The organism is Arcanobacterium buesumense, assembly GCF_012563545.1.
Lineage (GTDB): Bacteria > Actinomycetota > Actinomycetes > Actinomycetales > Actinomycetaceae > Arcanobacterium > Arcanobacterium buesumense.
In genome coordinates this window covers 1061469-1080215 of the sequence record NZ_CP050804.1, presented here as the reverse complement: position 1 = coordinate 1080215, position 18747 = coordinate 1061469, and the positions used below count along the sequence as shown (strand labels likewise).

The window sequence follows — 18747 nt, the reverse complement described above, 5'->3', positions numbered from 1 at the left end:
TGGATATTAATGATTTTGAAACAATAATAAGGAGAATCATGTCGGCAACAGGTAGCTTCCCATATCGCTATACTGCCGAACTTGCCAATAAGATCGAAGCGTCTTGGCAAGACCGGTGGGAAAGCGAAGAAACATTCAATGCACCAAATCCCGTAGGCGAACTCGCGGGTGAGGGAAAGCTAGCTGATGATACCTATTTCCTCCTTGACATGTTCCCGTATCCATCTGGAAAAGGTTTGCATGTTGGCCACCCATTAGGGTTTATCGCAACCGATTGTTTAGCCCGCTATCATCGTATGCAAGGAAAGAATGTCTTGTACACGATGGGCTTTGATGCTTTTGGTTTGCCAGCCGAACAATTTGCAGTGCAAACAGGCCAGCATCCACGAATTACCACAGAGCAAAACATTGACAACATGCGCTCTCAGCTACGCCGATTGGGGATGTCGCACGAAAAGCGTCGTTCAATCGCGACAACTGACACCGTGTTTGTGGGGTGGACGCAATGGATATTCTCCCAGATTTTCAATGCTTGGTATGATGAGCAGGCTCCTGGCCGTGAGCCAGGAACGGTAGGTCGTGCGCGGCCGATTAGTGAACTTATAGCTGGATATGAGGACGGTTCAATCCCTACTCCATCCGGCGTTGCATGGGCGGATATGACTGTCCAACAGCGTCAGAGTGCCATTGATAGCCGTCGATTAGCATATATCGATTACGCTCCCGTGAACTGGGCGCCGGGTCTCGGCACTGTGTTGGCAAATGAAGAAGTGACTGCGGAAGGACGCTCAGAACGGGGTAATTTCCCTGTTTTCAAGCGGAATCTACGCCAATGGATGATGCGTATTACCGCTTATTCTGATCGCCTTGCGGCAGATTTAGATAAAGTTGACTGGCCGGAAAAAGTACGCTCTATGCAACGAAATTGGATCGGTAAATCGCATGGTGCTCATGTTGACTTTACGGCCCATGGTGCTGATAAGGACCACAAGCTCACAGTGTTTACTACCCGTCCAGATACGCTTTTCGGAGCAACCTTTATGGTTGTTTCGCCAGAGCACCCTATGCTGGCAGGGCCTGCAATTCCGGCACAGTGGCCAGCTAATACGCGAGCGGAGTGGACCGGGGGAGCACAAGATCCAGCTTCGGCGGTCAAGGACTATCAACGCGCAGCTTCACGTAAATCAGATAAAGAACGTGCCGACGTCGATAAGACGAAGACTGGCGTATTTACGGGTATCTTTGCAACGAATCCAGTTAATGGGGCTCAGGTTCCAGTCTTCACTGCTGATTATGTGATGATGGGCTATGGTACGGGAGCCATTATGGCAGTGCCCTCTGGGGACCAACGTGATTTCGATTTCGCCAAGGCATACAACGTTCCAGTTATTCCGACCATCGAAACTCCAGAAGATTTTGATGGGCAGTCAGCTTGGACTGGCGATGGTGCGATTATCAATTCTGAAAACGATGAGATATCGCTAAACGGCCTAGATAAAGAAGCTGGTAAAGCTAAGATTACCCAGTGGTTGGAAGAAAAAGGTGTAGGTGCCTCCGCCATCACTTACCGATTGCGTGACTGGTTATTTTCTCGGCAGCGTTACTGGGGTGAACCGTTCCCGATTGTGTATGACGAAGATGGGGTAGCTCATTCTCTTCCCGATTCAATGCTCCCGGTAGAATTACCAGATACTCCAGATTACTCACCTCGATCATTTGATCCAGAAGATGCAGATTCTGAACCAGAACCGCCATTAGGCCGGTTAACTGACTGGGTGAATGTTGAACTCGATTTAGGCGATGGCCTGAAAAAATACACCCGCGAAACAAATACTATGCCAAATTGGGCCGGCTCATGCTGGTACGAATTGCGCTATATTGATCCGTTAAATACTCAACAGTTTATCGCTCCGGAAAATGAAGAGTACTGGATGGGACCGAAAGAACGTAAACCTGCTGGCGGTACGGATCTTTACATTGGTGGTGTGGAACATGCAGTTTTGCATTTGCTCTATGCCCGTTTCTGGCACAAGGTTCTTTTCGATCTAGGATACTTAAGCTCTAGTGAGCCATTCCATAAGCTATTTAATCAAGGGTACGTTCAGGCGTATGCTTATACCGATTCACGTGGCCAATATGTGCCAGCCGATGAAGTCACTGAGGTAGCGGCTAGTGACGGCTCGGGAGAAGTGTCCTTCGAATGGAATGGACAGCCAGTTAATCGTGAATACGGAAAGATGGGTAAGTCGCTGAAGAATATTGTCACTCCAGACGATATGGCAGAACAATATGGTGCTGACACCTTCCGCGTTTATGAAATGTCGATGGGACCACTCGATGCTGACCGTCCTTGGGAAACCCGCGCTGTTGTTGGCGCTCAGCGTTTCTTGCAACGGTTGTGGCGAAACATCGTCGACGAGCAAACCGGTGAGCTGGTTATTGTTGATCAAGAAACTGATCTGGAAACCGCTAAGGTTATGGCACGCACTATTCACGACGTACGTGAAGAATTCGAGGCAATGCGTATCAATACTGCCATTGCCCGCATTATTGTGCTAAATAATCATGTCACTGGAAAACCTGTTACTCGGGAAGTCGCCGAGACTCTCGTGCTACTCACTGCCCCTATTGCTCCGCATATTGCTGAGGAGCTATGGAAGCGGTTAGGACATGACACGTCATTGGCGTATGAGCCATTCCCTGAAGTCACTGATGAATCTTTGTTAGTTGACGATACGGTGACGTGTGTTGTCCAGGTGATGGGTAAAGTTCGTGATCGGTTAGAAGTTCCGGCCGATATCTCCGATGATGACCTACAAGCATTAGCGTTGGCTTCGGAAAAGGTATCGCAGTATCTCGATGGTGAGCCACGTAAAGTTATTGTGCGAGCACCAAACCTTGTTAATGTAGTTCCGTGATGATGTATGCGGTCAGGATCATCTTATCCTGGCCGCATACGCATATCTGTCGAGATGCGTTTAAAAAGGCCGATATTATCGAAGGTTTTCGCAAGTTAGTGGCAATATAGGTGTGGGCTTTCGCTTGCGGGCTAAAAAAGAGTAAGCTATTACGAAAACCTAGGCTACATATGTACACTGAAGCAAAACGAGTGAAAGTGAGAAGCTGTGATGTCAATGGCTGGTACGACAATCGAAGCAACTGAATTTGATGGGTTATCTGCGTGGCGACTTACCTCCGCTAGTGGTGCGAGTGCACTTATTGTTGAGCGTGGCGCGACGTTGATTTCGTGGGAACCACGGCCAGATTTCAATGTTATTGACGGCTATGAGTCGCGGGCAGAGTTTGATGATGGTCGCGATGCACGGTCTAAAGTTATGGCACCATGGCCAGGCCGGCTAACTGGATCTTCGTATGTTTTCGACGGAGAAACATACGAAGTCAATGAGCTACCCGCTGGTGCGGCGCACGGTCTTGTCGGTCAAGCTGACTTCACTGCAACGAACACTGAGGACGCTTTGACGTTGACTCATACTTTTCCTGGTTCTCCCGGATATCCCTGGTCTTTCGAACTTTCTGTCACCTTTTCGTTGGACACCGGGGCTAATGGCGAAGAGCATTTAACTGTCTCGTTTGTTGCCACCCACGATTATCTGCATGGCATTCCGTTCGCTATTGGGTGGCATCCATACCTGCGATTCCCGGGTTCGCGGGCATCAAATATGTCTCTGACCATCCCAGCTCGCACGCGTATTGTTTTTGATTCCCATCTCGTGCCTCGGCCAGGCGAAGCTGCTTATGCTGGCATTAAAGCGCCTTTCCAGCTAGATTTCTTGGGTAGCACAGCCCTCGATACCTCGTTCCGTGGTCTAATTCCAGATGATAACGGCGTCGTGACGACTGTTCTTCGTGATCCATCGACCAATTCTGAAATTGATATCGTACAGGAACCAGCCGAAGCACCACTGGTCCACATTTATACCGCGGATGGAGCTCTGCGGAATGTTCGCGGATCTGTGGCAGTTGAGCCACTATCGCATGTTGCTGATGCTTTTAATCGTCCGGACGCAGCTGGTTCGATCGTGCTTGCCCCAGGAACTGCGCGCACGCTCACTGTTACTTTGACGTATCGCAAGTAGCAGTGGTGAATGTGGTAGGGCCGGTGGTTATCAACCACCGGCCCTACCAGCATGTTGGGAGAGATACATCTATGCCCGCGTCATCGGCGCCGTGTGCCAAATAGTCCACGAGTTATTTCTCTTGCTAGTGTACGCCCAGCAGATTTCACCATGGAGTCGACGATTGACTCGCGGCGTTTTGCTTGCCGTTCCGCTTCTTTTTCTGCTTGTTTCAACCGTCGAGCATACTCTCGTTGAGCTGCACGTTCTTCTGCTGCAATCTGTTTTTCTAATTCTCGGGCTAAGCGGTCGTTTTCCTTTCGGGCTTCTTCCTGAGCTTGGGCTAGCAACTTTGCCTCTTGCTGGGCATTAATCCGTCCTTGGAGCAGTTCGTAGGCGGATTCTGGGTCTACTCGATGTGCGTACTTTTCTCGCACTGTAGATTCTGCGATAGCAGCAGAAATCGACTGAGACGATGCAACGCCCATGACGGCCGCCGGAGCCCAGATACGAGTGGGAACTACGGGTGAGGGGCGACCTTTATCATCAAGTATGGTAACAAGCGCTTCGCCTGTTCCAAGATTAGGTAAAATGTCTTCTAGTTCTAGTGGCGAGATAGGGAATGTTTTCACGGTATCCCGCAATGCTTTGATGTCTTTTGGCGTATGTGCACGTAGCGCGTGTTGGATTTTTGCCCCGAGCTGTCCCAGAACATCGGCAGGAAGATCTTTTGGTGTTTGTGTCACGAAAAAGATACCAACTCCCTTGGAACGGATAAGCCGAACAGTGCGGATCACCTGGTTGACAAACTCAGTTGAAGCGCCATCGAAAAGAAGGTGTGCTTCGTCGAAGAAAAAGACAAGTTTGGGAGTGTCGGAATCACCTTGTTCTGGCAAAGTCTGGAAAAGCTCAGCCAAAAGCCACATGATAAATGTAGAAAATAAGGCGGGACGTGATTGTACATCAGGAAGTTCAAGAGCAGATATGATCCCGCGTCCGTCGTGAGCATGCCGAATAAAATCAGTGACATCGAAAGCGGGTTCGCCAAAGAAATCTTCTGCACCTTGAGCTTGTAACTCAGAGACTTTACGTAAAATAACACCCGCGGTGGCACTGGCAATTCCGCCAATGGCAGTTAGTTCATCTTTTCCTTCTGGGGAAGTTAGATAGGTAACTACTGCGCGCAAGTCGCTGAGATCTATTAGTGCTAAGCGTTCGGTATCAGCCCAATGAAAAATGAGTGAGAGGGCAGATTCCTGAGTGTCATTGAGACCTAAAATTTTTGCGAGAAGGAGTGGACCGAAATCAGAAATAGTTGTGCGAATAGGGATGCCTTCTCCGACTCCTCCTAAAGTGTATAGCTCAGTGGGGAAACTATTTGGTGTCCATTCTTGGCCTTGGGATTGGACGCGTTGACGTAGTTTTTCCGACGGCGTTCCAGGTTCTAGCAGACCGGTAAGATCACCTTTAATATCAGTGACAAAGACGGGGACTCCAGCGGTCGATAAACCTTCGGCAAGATATTGCAAGGTGCGAGTTTTGCCGGTCCCAGTTGCTCCGGCAACAAGTCCGTGACGGTTGAGCATGCCGATGGGCAATGAAATACGGATATCTGATAGTGGATGGCCATCTTCAAGATAGGTGCCAAGGGTAAAAGACGTACCAGAAAATGTGTACTCGCGGGCGACGTGGTTAGCATATTCGCTAAATGTTGCGTTATTGCTAGGTGTTTGTTCGTCGGCTAATGGAGTCTGAGTAGCTTCTAATTCGGCTTGGGCAGCTTCCAATTGGGCTTGGGCTGCGGCTGCGCGGGCGGCTGCAGCTTCGGCTTGGGCGGCGAGAGCCTGTGCTTTGAGTCTGGCGATTTCTGCTTCAGTGGTCATACTAGCTATTGTAGACGAGGGTTGCGACAGATAACTGTGGCACAAGAGTTGTCCACAAAAATGGTTACTTTTTAATTGTCCACAGGTTTTCTTCGGCAGCATCCGATCTTACGTTAATCAGGCATACTCACTGATATGAGCGTTCCACCACCACGACGACGGCATGGTCGTCATAGCAATAGTTTACGTCGTAGTCCGAGAACTAAAATCGGTTATATCGATCATCAACCCGATAACCAAGAAGCATTGAGGTCTACTAATAGTTCACGAATACATGCGTTAACAACAACAGCATTAAAAATGGGTGCAGGGGAGGACATTTCGGCACTTTCGGCTTCCGGAAACCGATTACGGATAGCCTGGGCGCCGGATGCTGCTCGGGTAATTGCTATTGTCGTTGTTTTTATGACGGTTGTTGTTATAGTTTCATCACTATGGCAAGGTACACCAACGGTTCATGCAAGCCCGGGAGGAACACAAAGTGAAGAAGAAAAATCTTCGCACTTGCCCCAAAATAATGCTGAAGCGAGCACTGAATTGCCGAATAATTCCATGGCCGATGGAGCATCGGCAGAAAGAAACCGTAACGATAGCGAGAAGAACACTGCTGTAAACCAAAGTTCACTTGTCGTCTACGTATCAGGTGCAGTCCACAATCCTGGGGTTGTCACTGTTAATGCAGGATCGCGTATCAATGACGTGGTTATGGCAGCTGGTGGTTTAACTCAAGAAGCTGATTTAGCCCGGATTAACTTAGCTGCTACAGTCACTGATGGTGAACATATCCATGTGCTGGGGTATAACGATGCTGGTGTTGATACGTCATCGCACGTATCTGCAGAACAAACTCGTGGCGTTGATGTAAATAGCGCTGATGCAAACGCACTAGAAGCTGTTCCTGGTATTGGACCAGCAACAGCACAAGCCATTATCCGGTGGCGAGAAAGTCATGGGAAATTCACTCAGATTGACCAGCTCACAGATGTACCAGGCATTGGACCAAAAAGCTTAGACAGACTACGTGAGCATCTGCGTGTTGGATGAAGACGATGGGCCATGATTGCCGGTTGGTTCTCCCTGCCATAGCTACGTGGCTTGTTGTTGTTGGCGGTGCGAATTGGCTGAAAGCTAGTTGTATAAGTGCATGTGTGATGCTTGCCTGCTCACTTATTGCTCGGCTTCGTGGCGGGAAGTTTGCTGCCACGTATGCAGTTATTGCATTGTGTACACTCTGTGCTTCACTGACAACTATAACGCAGACATATATGGGTACCAGTCGGTTCTTTTCTGAAGTTATAGCTCAACGATTACCCGTAAAAGTAATCGGCACAATTGCATCCTATCCGGTAAGCCGTCATGGCAATTATGAATTCTTACTTCGTACATTAGTAGTGGATATTGCCGGTAATGCTCAGGAAGTGGAATCGTGGATAAAAGTGCGCCACGTACCGGGGAACACGCCACTGAGCCGTTTTGATTCTGTTGCGCTAGACGGTTATCTCGATACGAACGAGTTTTCCAGTTATAGTCATGCCACATTAACAGCCAACAATATCAGGGTGTTAAGACGATCATCCGGATGGTACAGGTACGTTAATAAAATCCATCATGCGTTACTGTCTTATTCTGCTTCCACACGCAATCAGCACGATGCGTTAATCCCGGGTATAGCAGTAGGTGATGACTCAACTGTGCCACGGGCTATGAAAGAACAGATGCGGTTTTTAGGTTTATCTCATCTGACTGCAGTATCAGGAGCACATGTCTCGATAATAATTGGCTTAGTAGTTATATGCTTTGGCCGCAAACGAGCATTGCTCACAGGATGTGGATCATTGATGAGTATATATCTGCTAACGACAGTAGTTGGACCAGAACCATCAGTAAGTAGAGCAATGATAATGGGAGTGTTACTGTGTGTTGGATTAGGTCGTAAATATGTTTCTAGCGCTATGCCACTTTTAGCCTTAAGCGTCATTTATGCTTCGCTAACAGACCCCCTTTTAGTGACGACATTGGGATTTCAATTATCAGTTGTGGCAGTTGCAGCGATTGTTTTGGCTGGTAATTACACTGCCTATTGGATGTCAACAATATTGCCATCATTTCTTAGCCAAGCATTAGCTATTCCAATGGTCGCTGGGATAGCGACTGCTCCGCTTATTGCCACTATCCAAGATAGCGTTTCCCTGTGGTCCGTCGTGGCAAATGCGCTTATTGCCCCAGTAGTTACTCCGTTAACTATTCTTGGCCTTGCGGGAGGAGCTGCCGCTGCGCTGATACCATGTGTAGGCACCGCATTGTTAGCATGCGCTGGACTATGTACTTGGTGGATTGAGATTGTTGTGGAGTGTTTACCTACTAGCCCATACCCGCCACTAGTGGGAGCTTTGGTAAACATGCTCTGTCTTTTTATACTTGTGGTAGTGGCACATAAATTCCACAAAGAAGAACAGCACGAACTAAACATGAGATACTAAAGAAATGACCTGGGATAAGATTACGATCGCACCTATCGTGCTCATTCAATCTGGCGAACCTGTTTATGCAGAACGCGCTATAGCACTCCTTAAAACGCAAGCCCGAGCGCTTGATCCGCATACCGATATTTCTCTTATTGATGCGCAAACGTACCCTAGTGGCCATCTCAGTGCACTTGCTTCACCATCGTTGTTTGGTGAGCGGCGAATGCTTATCGTCACGCAGTTAGAGAATCTCAATACTTCTTTTCAAGAAGATCTTTTGGCCTACTTAAAACAGCCAGAAAATGACGTCGTTTTGGTATTGCAACACAATGGTGGAGTTCGGGGAAAGAAAATACTCACTGAGCTCGCCAAAGCTAAGATACCGACGACGAAAATTCCAGCAGTTAAAAATCAGCGGGAAAAAACTCAAGCAGTGATGGCTGATATTCGCGCTGCCGGGCGGAAAATGACGCCTGAAGCAATTGGCGCGCTTATTGAAGCGGTTGGATCTGATGTCCGTGAGTTGCTTGCTAGCGTACAACAATTACTTGCCGACGTTGACGGTGTGATTACTGAAGAAAATGTCCATACTTATTTTTCAGGACGTATTGAGGCAAAAGGATTTAATGTAGCTGATGCGCTTATCGTGGGAAATGTCGGCCAAGCTGTTAAATTGGCTCGGCACGCACTGGCCACCGGGGCAACTCCAACCGCAATTTTGGGTGCTATAGCAGCAAAACTTCGGGCAATGGCACAGGTATTGGGCCAGCGCTCTGGCACTATTGACGTTCAGATCTCGCTTGTGCCATGGATGGCAGATCGAGCTAAACGAGATTTGCGTGGCTGGTCAGCCCAAGGAATAGCTATGGCGATATCCGCAGTAGCACAAGCCGATACTGATGTTAAAGGCGGATCGCGCGATCCGGGATATGCCTTAGAACGCGGTATCTTAGAAGTTGGGCGAGCTCGAAAAATACGCGGGTAAGTAGTGACGAATACGATAGAGTGTGAACGTCGATGCCAGTAAGGCATGGTGAAAGGAGACAAGGTGCGAATAGGAGTACCTAGAGAACCGCATGTGGATCAGGCATTGGTGGCCACAACGCCGGATACTACGGCGAAATTGGTGAAGCTCGGATACGACGTCGTTATTGAAAATGGCGCAGGAGAACGGGCTAACTACCCAGATTCTCAGTATCAAGAAGCTGGTGCCACAATCGTTACAGCGGAGCAAGCTTGGACCGCAGATATCGTGCTCACGCTTGACACTCCGCCGCAAGCTTATTTAGACATGATGGAAAAAGGAGCCACTCTCATTACTCGGATGGCTCCCGGAACTCATCCACAAACGCTAGACGATTTAGCAGTGCGAAATATTACTGGTCTTGCAATGGATATGGTTCCACGTATTTCACGTGCACAATCAATGGATGTGCTGTCTTCGATGGCTAACCTCGCTGGCTATCGGGCTGTTATTGAAGCCGCTTCGCATTTTGGCAGACTCTTCCACGGACAAGTTACAGCTGCCGGAAAAGTGGCTCCGGCAACGGTGTACGTTATTGGGGCAGGAGTTGCTGGTTTAGCAGCTATTGGCACGGCTAATTCGCTTGGTGCCATCGTCAACGCAACAGATGTTCGTGCTGAGGTAGCTGAACAGATTGAATCCATGGGAGCAACGTTTGTATCGATCCCAGCCCCGGCACAAGAATCTAGCGATGGTTACGCAAAAGAAATGAATGTAGAGCAGGCACGCATTGCTCATGATCTTTACACTCAGCAAGCGAGCCTTTCGGATATTGTCATTACGACGGCTAATATCCCTGGGCGAAAAGCACCAACACTTATTGACGCACAGGCTGTTGCTGGTATGAAACCTGGTTCGGTTATTGTTGATTTAGCGGCAGTTAACGGAGGTAATTGTGAGCTAACTGTTCCTGGGCAAGTGATTACTACTGATAACGGAGTAACAATCATTGGCTATACAGATTATGCTGGCCGCCTTCCGGCTCAGGCTTCGCAGCTTTTTGGGCAAAATATTGTGAACTTCTTTGGTCTGACCACTCCCGAAAAAGATGGACAACTCCACCTCGATTTCAACGATGTCATCGTGCGGCAAATGACGGTGACGTTCGATGGGAAAATTATGTTCCCGCCACCGCCAGTTAAGGTGTCAGCTGCGCCGAGCACTCCGGCGCCACCCGCACAGCCCAACCAAGCAACACCGGAAGTTGCCCCTGCCAAGCTGACCAAATATTTGTGGCTAGGACTGGCAGCCGTCATATTCGGAGCATTAATCTATGTTGCTCCGCCGGGGATGACGAGTCATTTCATGGTTTTCGCACTTGCATGTGTTGTGGGTTTTTACGTTATTACTTCGGTAACTCACTCGTTACACACTCCGCTCATGTCAGTAACGAATGCTATTTCCGGAATTATCGTTGTGGGTGCGTTGACGCAAATAGCAGATGAACACATCGTCGTTCAGATTTTGGCATTCCTTGCGGTTGTTGTGGCATCGATTAATATATTCGGCGGTTTCATGGTCACAGACCGCATGCTCAAAATGTTTACAAGGAGCTAACAGATGAAGACATATTCGCTCAACGGCATATTAGTCGAGATTATGCCTAATATAGCTTCCTCATGGACAAACCAAGTGCAGTCATTGGCATATATTGTTGCCGCATTGCTGTTTATTTTGGCATTGGCTGGGTTATCACGCCAAGTAAGTGCCCAACGCGGAAATCAGCGCGGAATGATTGGTATGGCTATCGCACTTGTTGCCACGGTTATTGTCGCTTTTGCTAGTGTGCAAGCAAACCTCGTTTCGACCATCGTGTTAACTATTGTGGCCATGATTATCGGTGGCACTATCGGCATCTATAAAGCCCGAAAAGTTGAGATGACTGGCATGCCAGAACTGATTGCCTTGTTGCACTCATTCGTCGGACTAGCTGCTGTTTTTGTTGGTTTTAATTCCTTTATTCTCCATCCGAGTGGGTCAATGGGCTCCGGATTCCATCTAGGAGAAGTAGGTCTGGCAGTATTCATCGGAGCTGTGACATTAACCGGATCTGTTGTTGCTTACCTGAAACTTGCGGGGAAAATTAGTGGTGCACCGTTGACCTTGCCGGGGCGAAACTGGATAAACCTTGCTGGCTTGGTAGTGTCATTTTTATTCATTGTATGGCTCGTTTCCGCATCAACTTTCGGCTCTGGTTTCAGTGCACTCATCATTTTGACGCTAGTATCGCTCGCCCTTGGTTTCCATCTCGTTGCCGCGATCGGTGGCGGCGATATGCCAGTGGTCGTCTCAATGCTCAATTCATACTCTGGTTGGGCAGCAGCGATGGCCGGTTTTACTCTCAATAACGATCTGCTCATTATCACGGGTGCATTAGTCGGTTCTTCAGGTGCATATTTGTCATATATTATGTGCCAAGCAATGAACCGATCTTTTATTTCGGTTATCTTAGGTGGTTTTGGTTCCCCAACTCAGGGTGGGGAAGAAGCTAAAGATTATGGAGTGCATACAGAGATTGGCGCTACTGAAGTAGCTTCTTTGCTGACGTCTGCGAAGAAGGTTGTTATTACTCCAGGGTATGGTATGGCTGTTGCCCAAGCCCAATATCCGGTTGCTGAACTGACCGGAAAACTACGGGCTATGGGGGTAGACGTCAAGTTTGCTATCCATCCAGTTGCCGGTCGATTGCCGGGGCACATGAACGTCTTATTGGCAGAAGCAAAAGTACCATACGATATTGTCCTCGAAATGGACGAAATCAACGATGACTTCGCTGATGTCGATGTTGTTTTAGTTATCGGCGCTAACGATACGGTCAACCCAGCCGCCCAGGAGCCAGGTTCACCGATTGCTGGAATGCCAGTAGTCAAAGTTTGGGAAGCTAAACGGGTGATTGTTTTCAAACGATCGATGGGCAATGCTGGCTATGCCGGCGTACAAAATCCACTATTCTTCAACGACAACACTGATATGCTCCTCGGAGATGCTAAATCAACGGTCAACGACATCATTGCCGCCTTATAGCAGATCTGCCACATGTGCATAAATAGTGTGGGCTGGAAGACGAACTTCCAGCCCACACTATTTCCTTGCGTAAAAGTTACGCGAAGAAGCTTACTTACCGAGCTTAGCTAGCTGAACAGCGAGCTTCGACTTACGGTTAGCAGCTTGGTTCTTGTGGATAACACCCTTAGAAACGGCCTTATCCAGCTTGCGGCTGGTGACTTGGAGAGCGCTAGCTGCAGCTTCGGCATCGCCGGAGGCGATGGCTTCGCGGGTCTTACGAACGAGCGTCTTAAGCTCGGACTTGTACGCCTGGTTACGGACACGACGCTTCTCGTTGGTCTTGATGCGCTTCTTTTGGGACTTAATATTTGCCACGTGAATCTCTTTCATTTCTCGTGGATGCTGGTTGGCATACACGAAAGGAATACGGTCGGTGAGGGATTGCCTGATCCGGACTGTAAGGCGTGGGGACACCCGTGGTTATGAATCAAGGCCGGACTCATTACCCGACCAGGTAAGTAAAGTCCATGCGTAAGCATATCAGTTCAGGTCAACTTTAACGAACATATTGGCGTGTAACCCGTCACGCATTAGCGCAGGTAATGTTTTATCGCAGCGATGACGCGTGCAAAGATCGCCTGATCAAGTTGTCCACCAGTACGACGAATCTGATTGATATGAGTGATCATTAACCTGTTGAGCCGGACTTCTGATGGCCGATGCTGAGCATCCCAATTTCCCGAACCAATATCCATCCAATATCGGCCCCAACGAGCCTCATCTTGGGCGTCGTGATCATGGTCTTGCGATGTTGTTTGCGCAAAAACGACATGGTCAGGTCCATACATAGCCACAACAAGAACTGGACGATCTTTACCACGGCCGTCATTTTCTTCGTATGGCACCCATGTCCATACCACTTCACCAGGATCTGGGGTAGCGTCGCGCACCGGACGATAACTAAATTCCGGTAAACCAAGCTGGCGAAGATTATATTCGCAAGCTGGCTGATTGGGACCAGGCAACGTTTGCTGTCGAGGTTGAACACGACGAGGCTGACGTTTTTTCGTCGTCGACGACGATGACTTAAACGCCGAGGTCAGTGTTTGTTTACCAATATCGACGACGGTATGGGTCAGACGGTTCCAAATATTCATTACTCGGTGTCGGCGTGAGCTTCGGCGTTGTCGGCAAATAATAATTCTGTTAATTCAACATGAACGTCTTCAGCGCGCGGAACATCTTTCAATACCAACGGTTCGCTCGCAGAAGTCTCAAAAATGAGTGTGCCAGAACCAACGAAACGATCGATGATGTCATGTTCGTAATTCACATTGGAAATACGGGATAACGGAATATCGTGACCACTCTTAGTAAAGATACCGGAACGAGTAATAATTCTCCGGTTCGTAATCGTATATGTCGCGGTGAACCATCGTAGCCAAGGCAGGATTCCCACCACTACAAGTGCCACCAGCGCAACGGCTAGAACGACCCACGTTCCCCACGGGGCAAGGAAGTCTGGCATATAACCGATCATCAACGCCATAACGATAAGAATTAAAATAGAACCGCACCCATTCCAAAACAAGGTTTTAGGGTGTTCGTGCATATGCCGAATAACGTGTTCATCGCGGCCAAGGAGTTTATCTGGAAGTGTCATAGTCAAGATTGTGCCATGTTGAACGACATTGTTGATACTTTTGCGCTTAGTTTCTGATAACTATTTTCTATAGTGAAATAATCAACCCCACAACAAAAGTAAAAAAGCAAACTGGGATTGCTGCAAAAGAAGCTAACGCGCTGAGCAATGTAATACGCAGGTCATCGCGTAAATATGGTGCATTCTCAATACCACCAGCACTTGCGATCGCAGCACGTTGAGCTGCTTCGATGCGTGGAAACATGACCTTTCGTTTATGCGCAGCCTCGGCTTGCGCAGACATTAAGCGTTGTTGTGCCTCGATACGTATTATTTCGTCGTCGAAAGAATATGGAGTTGAGTCAACAGGTGAACCGTCGGGATTAATAATAGATACTTCTGTCGCACCCGCCGTGGTTTGTGTAAACGTATCGATAACTGAATCAACGGCACGAGCCAACCGAAACCGCAAAACCGCGAAAACGCCCACTGCGCAGGCAAAAAGTACTGACACCATAAATGGCCACCAGGCCAGAAATGTATTTGATTCACGCCCAGCAAACCACCCGGCAATAAGTGAAAGAGTGGTGATTGAACCAGCGACGATGACCAGAAGCTTTCCGGGAAATCGGATGACGCGTTCAATGATCGGAAGTAGATAATTTAGCGAACCAGCGGTGATACTCATAACCTAAGTGTGCCACTAAGCGCATACATATGTGCAACGCTGGTATTGTTAAATCGACTATAGGAAAAGGAGAACACGTGCCTGTATCGACTGCCACTGAGGTCAAGATGATCGAGCCTGCCGCCACTGATCCTTCGCGGATCCGAAACTTTTGCATCATCGCACATATCGATCATGGTAAGTCAACCTTGGCCGATCGCATGCTGCAATTAACTGGGGTGGTTGCTGAGCGCGATATGCGTGCACAATATTTGGATCGGATGGATATTGAACGCGAACGCGGGATTACCATCAAATCGCAAGCGGTACGCATGCCATGGAGCGTCGATTCGCAAGCTTACGCATTGAATATGATTGACACTCCCGGGCACGTCGATTTTTCTTATGAGGTTTCCCGCTCGTTAGCCGCCTGTGAGGGAGCAATTTTGCTGGTGGATGCGGCCCAAGGTATCGAAGCACAAACTCTCGCTAATCTTTATATGGCGATGGAAAATGATCTCGTTATTATTCCAGTGTTGAATAAGATCGATTTGCCGGCTGCAAACCCGGAAAAATATGCCGCAGAGATTGGATCTTTGTTAGGTGTTGATCCCGATAGCGTCATTCGCGTCTCAGGTAAAACTGGCCAGGGCGTCGATGAGTTGTTAGACCGCATTGTTGCCGAAGTTCCCGCGCCGGTGGGCACTGTGGATGCACCTACGCGAGCCATGATTTTTGATTCAGTTTATGATTCCTATCGTGGCGTGGTGACTTATGTTCGTGTGGTCGATGGTACTCTGTCGCCCCGTCAACGGGTAACGATGATGGCTACGAACACGGCCCACGAACTTTTGGAAATTGGTGTTATCTCACCAGAGCCTAAACCTGCAAAAGGGCTAAGCGTAGGAGAAGTCGGGTATTTGATCACCGGCGTAAAGGATGTCCGTCAGTCGCGTGTGGGTGATACGGTTACTGATCTTCGTAAGCCAGCTAACGAGGCTTTGGCCGGATACCGTGATCCGAAACCGATGGTGTTCTCGGGTATTTATCCGATTGATGGTTCGGATTATCCGGCATTGCGTGATGCGCTGGAAAAGCTGAAGTTGAACGATGCTGCGTTAACGTATGAGCCGGAAAATTCGGTGGCGCTCGGTTTTGGTTTCCGTTGTGGCTTCCTTGGTTTGTTGCATTTGGAGATTATTCGCGAGCGTTTGGAACGCGAGTTTGATTTGGATTTGATTGCCACTGCTCCGTCGGTTATTTATCGTGTCGTGACTGATGCGGGTGAAGAGCATGTGGTGGCAAACCCATCGGAGTTCCCTGACGGCAAGATTAAGGCGATCTATGAGCCGTTGGTAGAAGCTACGATTTTGACGCCGAAGGACTATGTTGGTTCGGTTATGGAATTGTGTCAGCAACGCCGTGGAATTATGGGCGGGATGGATTATCTGTCCGAAGACCGCGTCGAGTTACACTACAAGTTGCCGTTAGCTGAGATTGTGACTGACTTTTTTGATCAGCTCAAGTCGCGCACCAAGGGTTATGCTTCGCTTGATTACAAAGAAGAAGGCGAGCAGACTGCTGATTTGGTTAAGGTCAATATCCTGCTTAACGGTGAGACAGTGGACGCATTTTCCGCTATTGTGCACCGCGACGCTGCCTACCATTACGGTGTTGAGATGACCGCGAAACTCAAGGCTCTTATTCCACGCCAGCAGTTTGAAATTCCGGTGCAGGCGGCGATCGGCACGCGTGTTATTGCCCGCGAGACGATTAAGGCGTTGCGCAAGGATATGTTAGCTAAGTGCTATGGCGGTGACGTTACTCGTAAGCGTAAGTTGCTTGAGAAGCAGAAGGCCGGTAAGAAGCGGATGAAGTCGATTGGTCGAGTTGACGTGCCACAAGAAGCCTTTGTAGCGGCGTTGGCATCAGATATGCCGGAGGCAAAGAAGAAGTGACGACGAACGAGCCTATCGAACGTAACAAGAATTACGGCCGGATCATTTCCTTTACCCGGCGTGGATCGCGGTTGGGGGATAAGTTTGAGAAAGTCATGGCCGAACACGGTCCGCATTATGTGATTGACTATCCGGCCGGTGAGGCGCAGACGACGATTGCCGACGACGCTTTTATCGATCTGGCTGCAGCTTTTGGGCGAGTAGCACCAATTGTGGTGGAGATTGGCCCGGGTTCAGGTGAACAGTTGATCTCGCAGGCGCAAGCTCACCCAGACTGGAATTTTCTGGCGTTGGAAGCTTGGGCACCTGGGGTGGCACGTTGCGTGAATGCCGCTGTGCGTGAAGGCGTAGAGAATGTACGAATTATGGAAGTAGATGCTGCGCAGGCACTGCCGATTATTTTCCGTACCGATGTGGCCCAGCCGAATCCGCGAGCTCGCGAAGTATGGACATTTTTCCCTGACCCGTGGCGCAAAGCTCGTCACCACAAGCGCCGGATTGTTAATGACACGTTTACTCGTACCGTCGCTGGCGTGTTAGCACCTGATGGTGTGTGGCGGATGGCAACAGACTGGGATAACTATGCCTGGCAGATGCGTGACGTCATTGAGCGTAGCCAGTGGATGACGAATATGCATCCGGGGGCGAATCCTGATCCACACGATGACGGCGATTTCGTTGGCGGGTTCGCACCGCGCTGGGACGGACGAATCATGACACGCTTTGAACAGCGCGGAATTGATGCCGGCCGGACGATTCATGACGTGTGTGCTACGCCGTCGTCGGAAGCACAGACTATAACATTGCCGTGATAGAGGTATCACCTAAACCAGCCCACGAACTGTCGCTCCCTGATTCTGATGTGAGCGATGGTTTCGGGGCATACGTGCATATCCCGTTTTGCCGGGTGCGTTGCGGGTACTGCGATTTCAATACCTACACCAATACTGATTTTGGTAGCGGAGCGTCCGTAGGGGACTACCACGAATCGCTTATGCGTGAAATTGAGATCTCTGCGCGATACCTGACTGAGCATGAAAACGGAGCAGGCCTGACATCGGTTTTCTTCGGCGGTGGCACACCCACCATGCTTAACGCGAGCCAACTCGTTGCAGTGCTCGACAGGTTGCGTGAGCAGTTCGGCGTCGTCGATGACGCTGAAATAACAACCGAAGCAAATCCGGAAACGGTTGACCGTCAGGCCCTACAAATCTTAAAAGATGGTGGCTTTAATCGGGTATCGTTCGGTATGCAAAGCGCTGTTCCGCATGTGCTGGCCACGCTAGAGCGACAGCACAGCCCGGGACAAGTAACCAAAGTGGCACAGTGGGCGCGCGAGGTTGGCTTAGAGTATTCGGTGGACTTGATTTATGGCGCGCCAGGGGAGTCGTTGGCTGATTGGCAACGATCCCTTGATGCCGCGATTGCACTAGAGCCTGGGCATATTTCAGCCTACGGACTGACGATTGAACCAGGTACCGCGATGGGCCGGCAGGTACGGCGGGGTGAGTTACCAGATACTGATCCAGACGAGCAAGCTGCTAAATATGAAATAGCTGAGGCTATGCTGACAGGGGCTGGCTATTCCTGGTATGAGGTATCGAATTGGGCGAAGCCGGGTAAACATTCCCGGCATAATATGGCCTATTGGCGCAATACCAATTGGTGGGGATACGGGCCAGGAGCACATAGCCACATCAACGGCACGAGGTTCTGGAATGTCAAACATCCGGGTGCCTATGCGCAACATCTTCTGGCAGGAAACTTGCCGATCGCCGACGTAGAGCATCTAACGGATACTGAACAGCGTGAAGAAGCGATTATGCTGGGCGTACGGCTGGCTGAAGGAATCGCTATTCCAGACGGTACGCAACCACGTGTGATTGCCGGGCTTATTGCTGATGAGCTTGTTGATCCGGCTGCTGCGTTATCTGGTCGGATTGTATTGACGCTACGCGGGCGGTTACTGGCGGATACCGTTATTCGCGCGTTGTGGTAAGCACATCACGTGAGTAGTTTATGTCAC

At 49.3% G+C, this 18747-nt stretch carries 15 protein-coding genes; 10 read left to right on the top strand and 5 right to left on the bottom strand.

Features of this window, described 5'->3' with window-relative positions; translation table 11 throughout:
- The first annotated feature begins 38 nt into the window (after nt 1-38).
- Entirely contained in the window at nt 39-2918 is a 2880-nt protein-coding gene (leuS, locus tag HC352_RS04875) for a leucine--tRNA ligase (protein ID WP_211080624.1), read from the top strand.
- A gap of 216 nt (nt 2919-3134) precedes the next feature.
- On the top strand, nt 3135-4097 hold the full coding sequence (locus HC352_RS04870; protein ID WP_247645159.1) for an aldose 1-epimerase: 963 nt from the start codon (nt 3135-3137) through the stop codon (nt 4095-4097).
- An 80-nt stretch (nt 4098-4177) separates the two neighbouring features.
- Here HC352_RS04870 and HC352_RS04865 read toward each other — a convergent pair whose 3' ends face one another.
- Nucleotides 4178-5959: a helicase HerA-like domain-containing protein gene (locus tag HC352_RS04865; protein ID WP_168917838.1), complete on the bottom strand. Its 1782-nt coding sequence runs from the start codon at nt 5957-5959 to the stop codon at nt 4178-4180.
- Between the two features lie 135 nt (nt 5960-6094).
- Between HC352_RS04865 and HC352_RS04860 the strand changes: the two genes are divergently transcribed.
- The 5 genes from HC352_RS04860 to pntB all read left to right on the top strand — a co-directional run bounded on the left by HC352_RS04860 (nt 6095) and on the right by pntB (nt 12472).
- Complete coding sequence (locus tag HC352_RS04860) at nt 6095-7003, top strand: ComEA family DNA-binding protein (protein ID WP_168917837.1); 909 nt, start codon at nt 6095-6097, stop codon at nt 7001-7003.
- Nucleotides 7000-8439, top strand: coding sequence for a ComEC/Rec2 family competence protein (locus tag HC352_RS04855; protein ID WP_168917836.1), 1440 nt, complete (start codon nt 7000-7002; stop codon nt 8437-8439). Before HC352_RS04860 ends, HC352_RS04855 begins: the two co-directional genes overlap by 4 nt.
- Nucleotides 8440-8443: 4 nt before the next feature.
- On the top strand, nt 8444-9409 hold the full coding sequence (holA, locus tag HC352_RS04850; protein ID WP_168917835.1) for a DNA polymerase III subunit delta: 966 nt from the start codon (nt 8444-8446) through the stop codon (nt 9407-9409).
- A gap of 63 nt (nt 9410-9472) precedes the next feature.
- The gene (locus HC352_RS04845) at nt 9473-11005 is read left to right on the top strand and encodes a Re/Si-specific NAD(P)(+) transhydrogenase subunit alpha (RefSeq protein WP_168917834.1); all 1533 of its coding nucleotides are present in this window, start codon (nt 9473-9475) and stop codon (nt 11003-11005) included.
- 42 nt (nt 11006-11047) lie between these two features.
- The gene (gene pntB, locus HC352_RS04840) at nt 11048-12472 is read left to right on the top strand and encodes a Re/Si-specific NAD(P)(+) transhydrogenase subunit beta (protein ID WP_256367966.1); all 1425 of its coding nucleotides are present in this window, start codon (nt 11048-11050) and stop codon (nt 12470-12472) included.
- A 90-nt stretch (nt 12473-12562) separates the two neighbouring features.
- Here the strand turns inward: pntB and rpsT are convergent, their stop codons facing one another.
- The 4 genes from rpsT to HC352_RS04820 form a co-directional block, all read right to left on the bottom strand.
- Nucleotides 12563-12829 carry a 30S ribosomal protein S20 gene (gene rpsT / locus HC352_RS04835; protein ID WP_168917832.1) on the bottom strand — a complete coding sequence of 89 codons (267 nt, stop codon included), beginning with the start codon at nt 12827-12829 and terminating at the stop codon, nt 12563-12565.
- Nucleotides 12830-13044: 215 nt separating this feature from the next.
- Nucleotides 13045-13611, bottom strand: coding sequence for a type II toxin-antitoxin system PemK/MazF family toxin (locus tag HC352_RS04830; RefSeq protein WP_168917831.1), 567 nt, complete (start codon nt 13609-13611; stop codon nt 13045-13047).
- The gene (locus tag HC352_RS04825; protein WP_168917830.1) at nt 13611-14117 is read right to left on the bottom strand and encodes a PH domain-containing protein; all 507 of its coding nucleotides are present in this window, start codon (nt 14115-14117) and stop codon (nt 13611-13613) included. The genes HC352_RS04830 and HC352_RS04825 overlap by 1 nt, the downstream gene beginning before the upstream one ends.
- Nucleotides 14118-14184: 67 nt before the next feature.
- Entirely contained in the window at nt 14185-14784 is a 600-nt protein-coding gene (locus tag HC352_RS04820) for a hypothetical protein (protein ID WP_168917829.1), read from the bottom strand.
- A gap of 107 nt (nt 14785-14891) precedes the next feature.
- On the opposite strand from HC352_RS04820, the gene lepA reads away from it, so the two are divergent.
- The 3 genes from lepA to hemW are packed head-to-tail and all read left to right on the top strand — an operon-like array spanning nt 14892 to nt 18720.
- Nucleotides 14892-16721 (top strand): translation elongation factor 4, encoded by a 1830-nt coding sequence (gene lepA / locus HC352_RS04815; RefSeq protein WP_211080725.1) that lies wholly within the window; start codon nt 14892-14894, stop codon nt 16719-16721.
- On the top strand, nt 16718-17533 hold the full coding sequence (gene trmB, locus HC352_RS04810) for a tRNA (guanosine(46)-N7)-methyltransferase TrmB (RefSeq protein WP_168917827.1): 816 nt from the start codon (nt 16718-16720) through the stop codon (nt 17531-17533). Before lepA ends, trmB begins: the two co-directional genes overlap by 4 nt.
- Nucleotides 17530-18720, top strand: coding sequence for a radical SAM family heme chaperone HemW (gene hemW, locus HC352_RS04805; RefSeq protein WP_211080623.1), 1191 nt, complete (start codon nt 17530-17532; stop codon nt 18718-18720). The genes trmB and hemW overlap by 4 nt, the downstream gene beginning before the upstream one ends.
- The last annotated feature ends 27 nt before the right edge of the window (nt 18721-18747 follow it).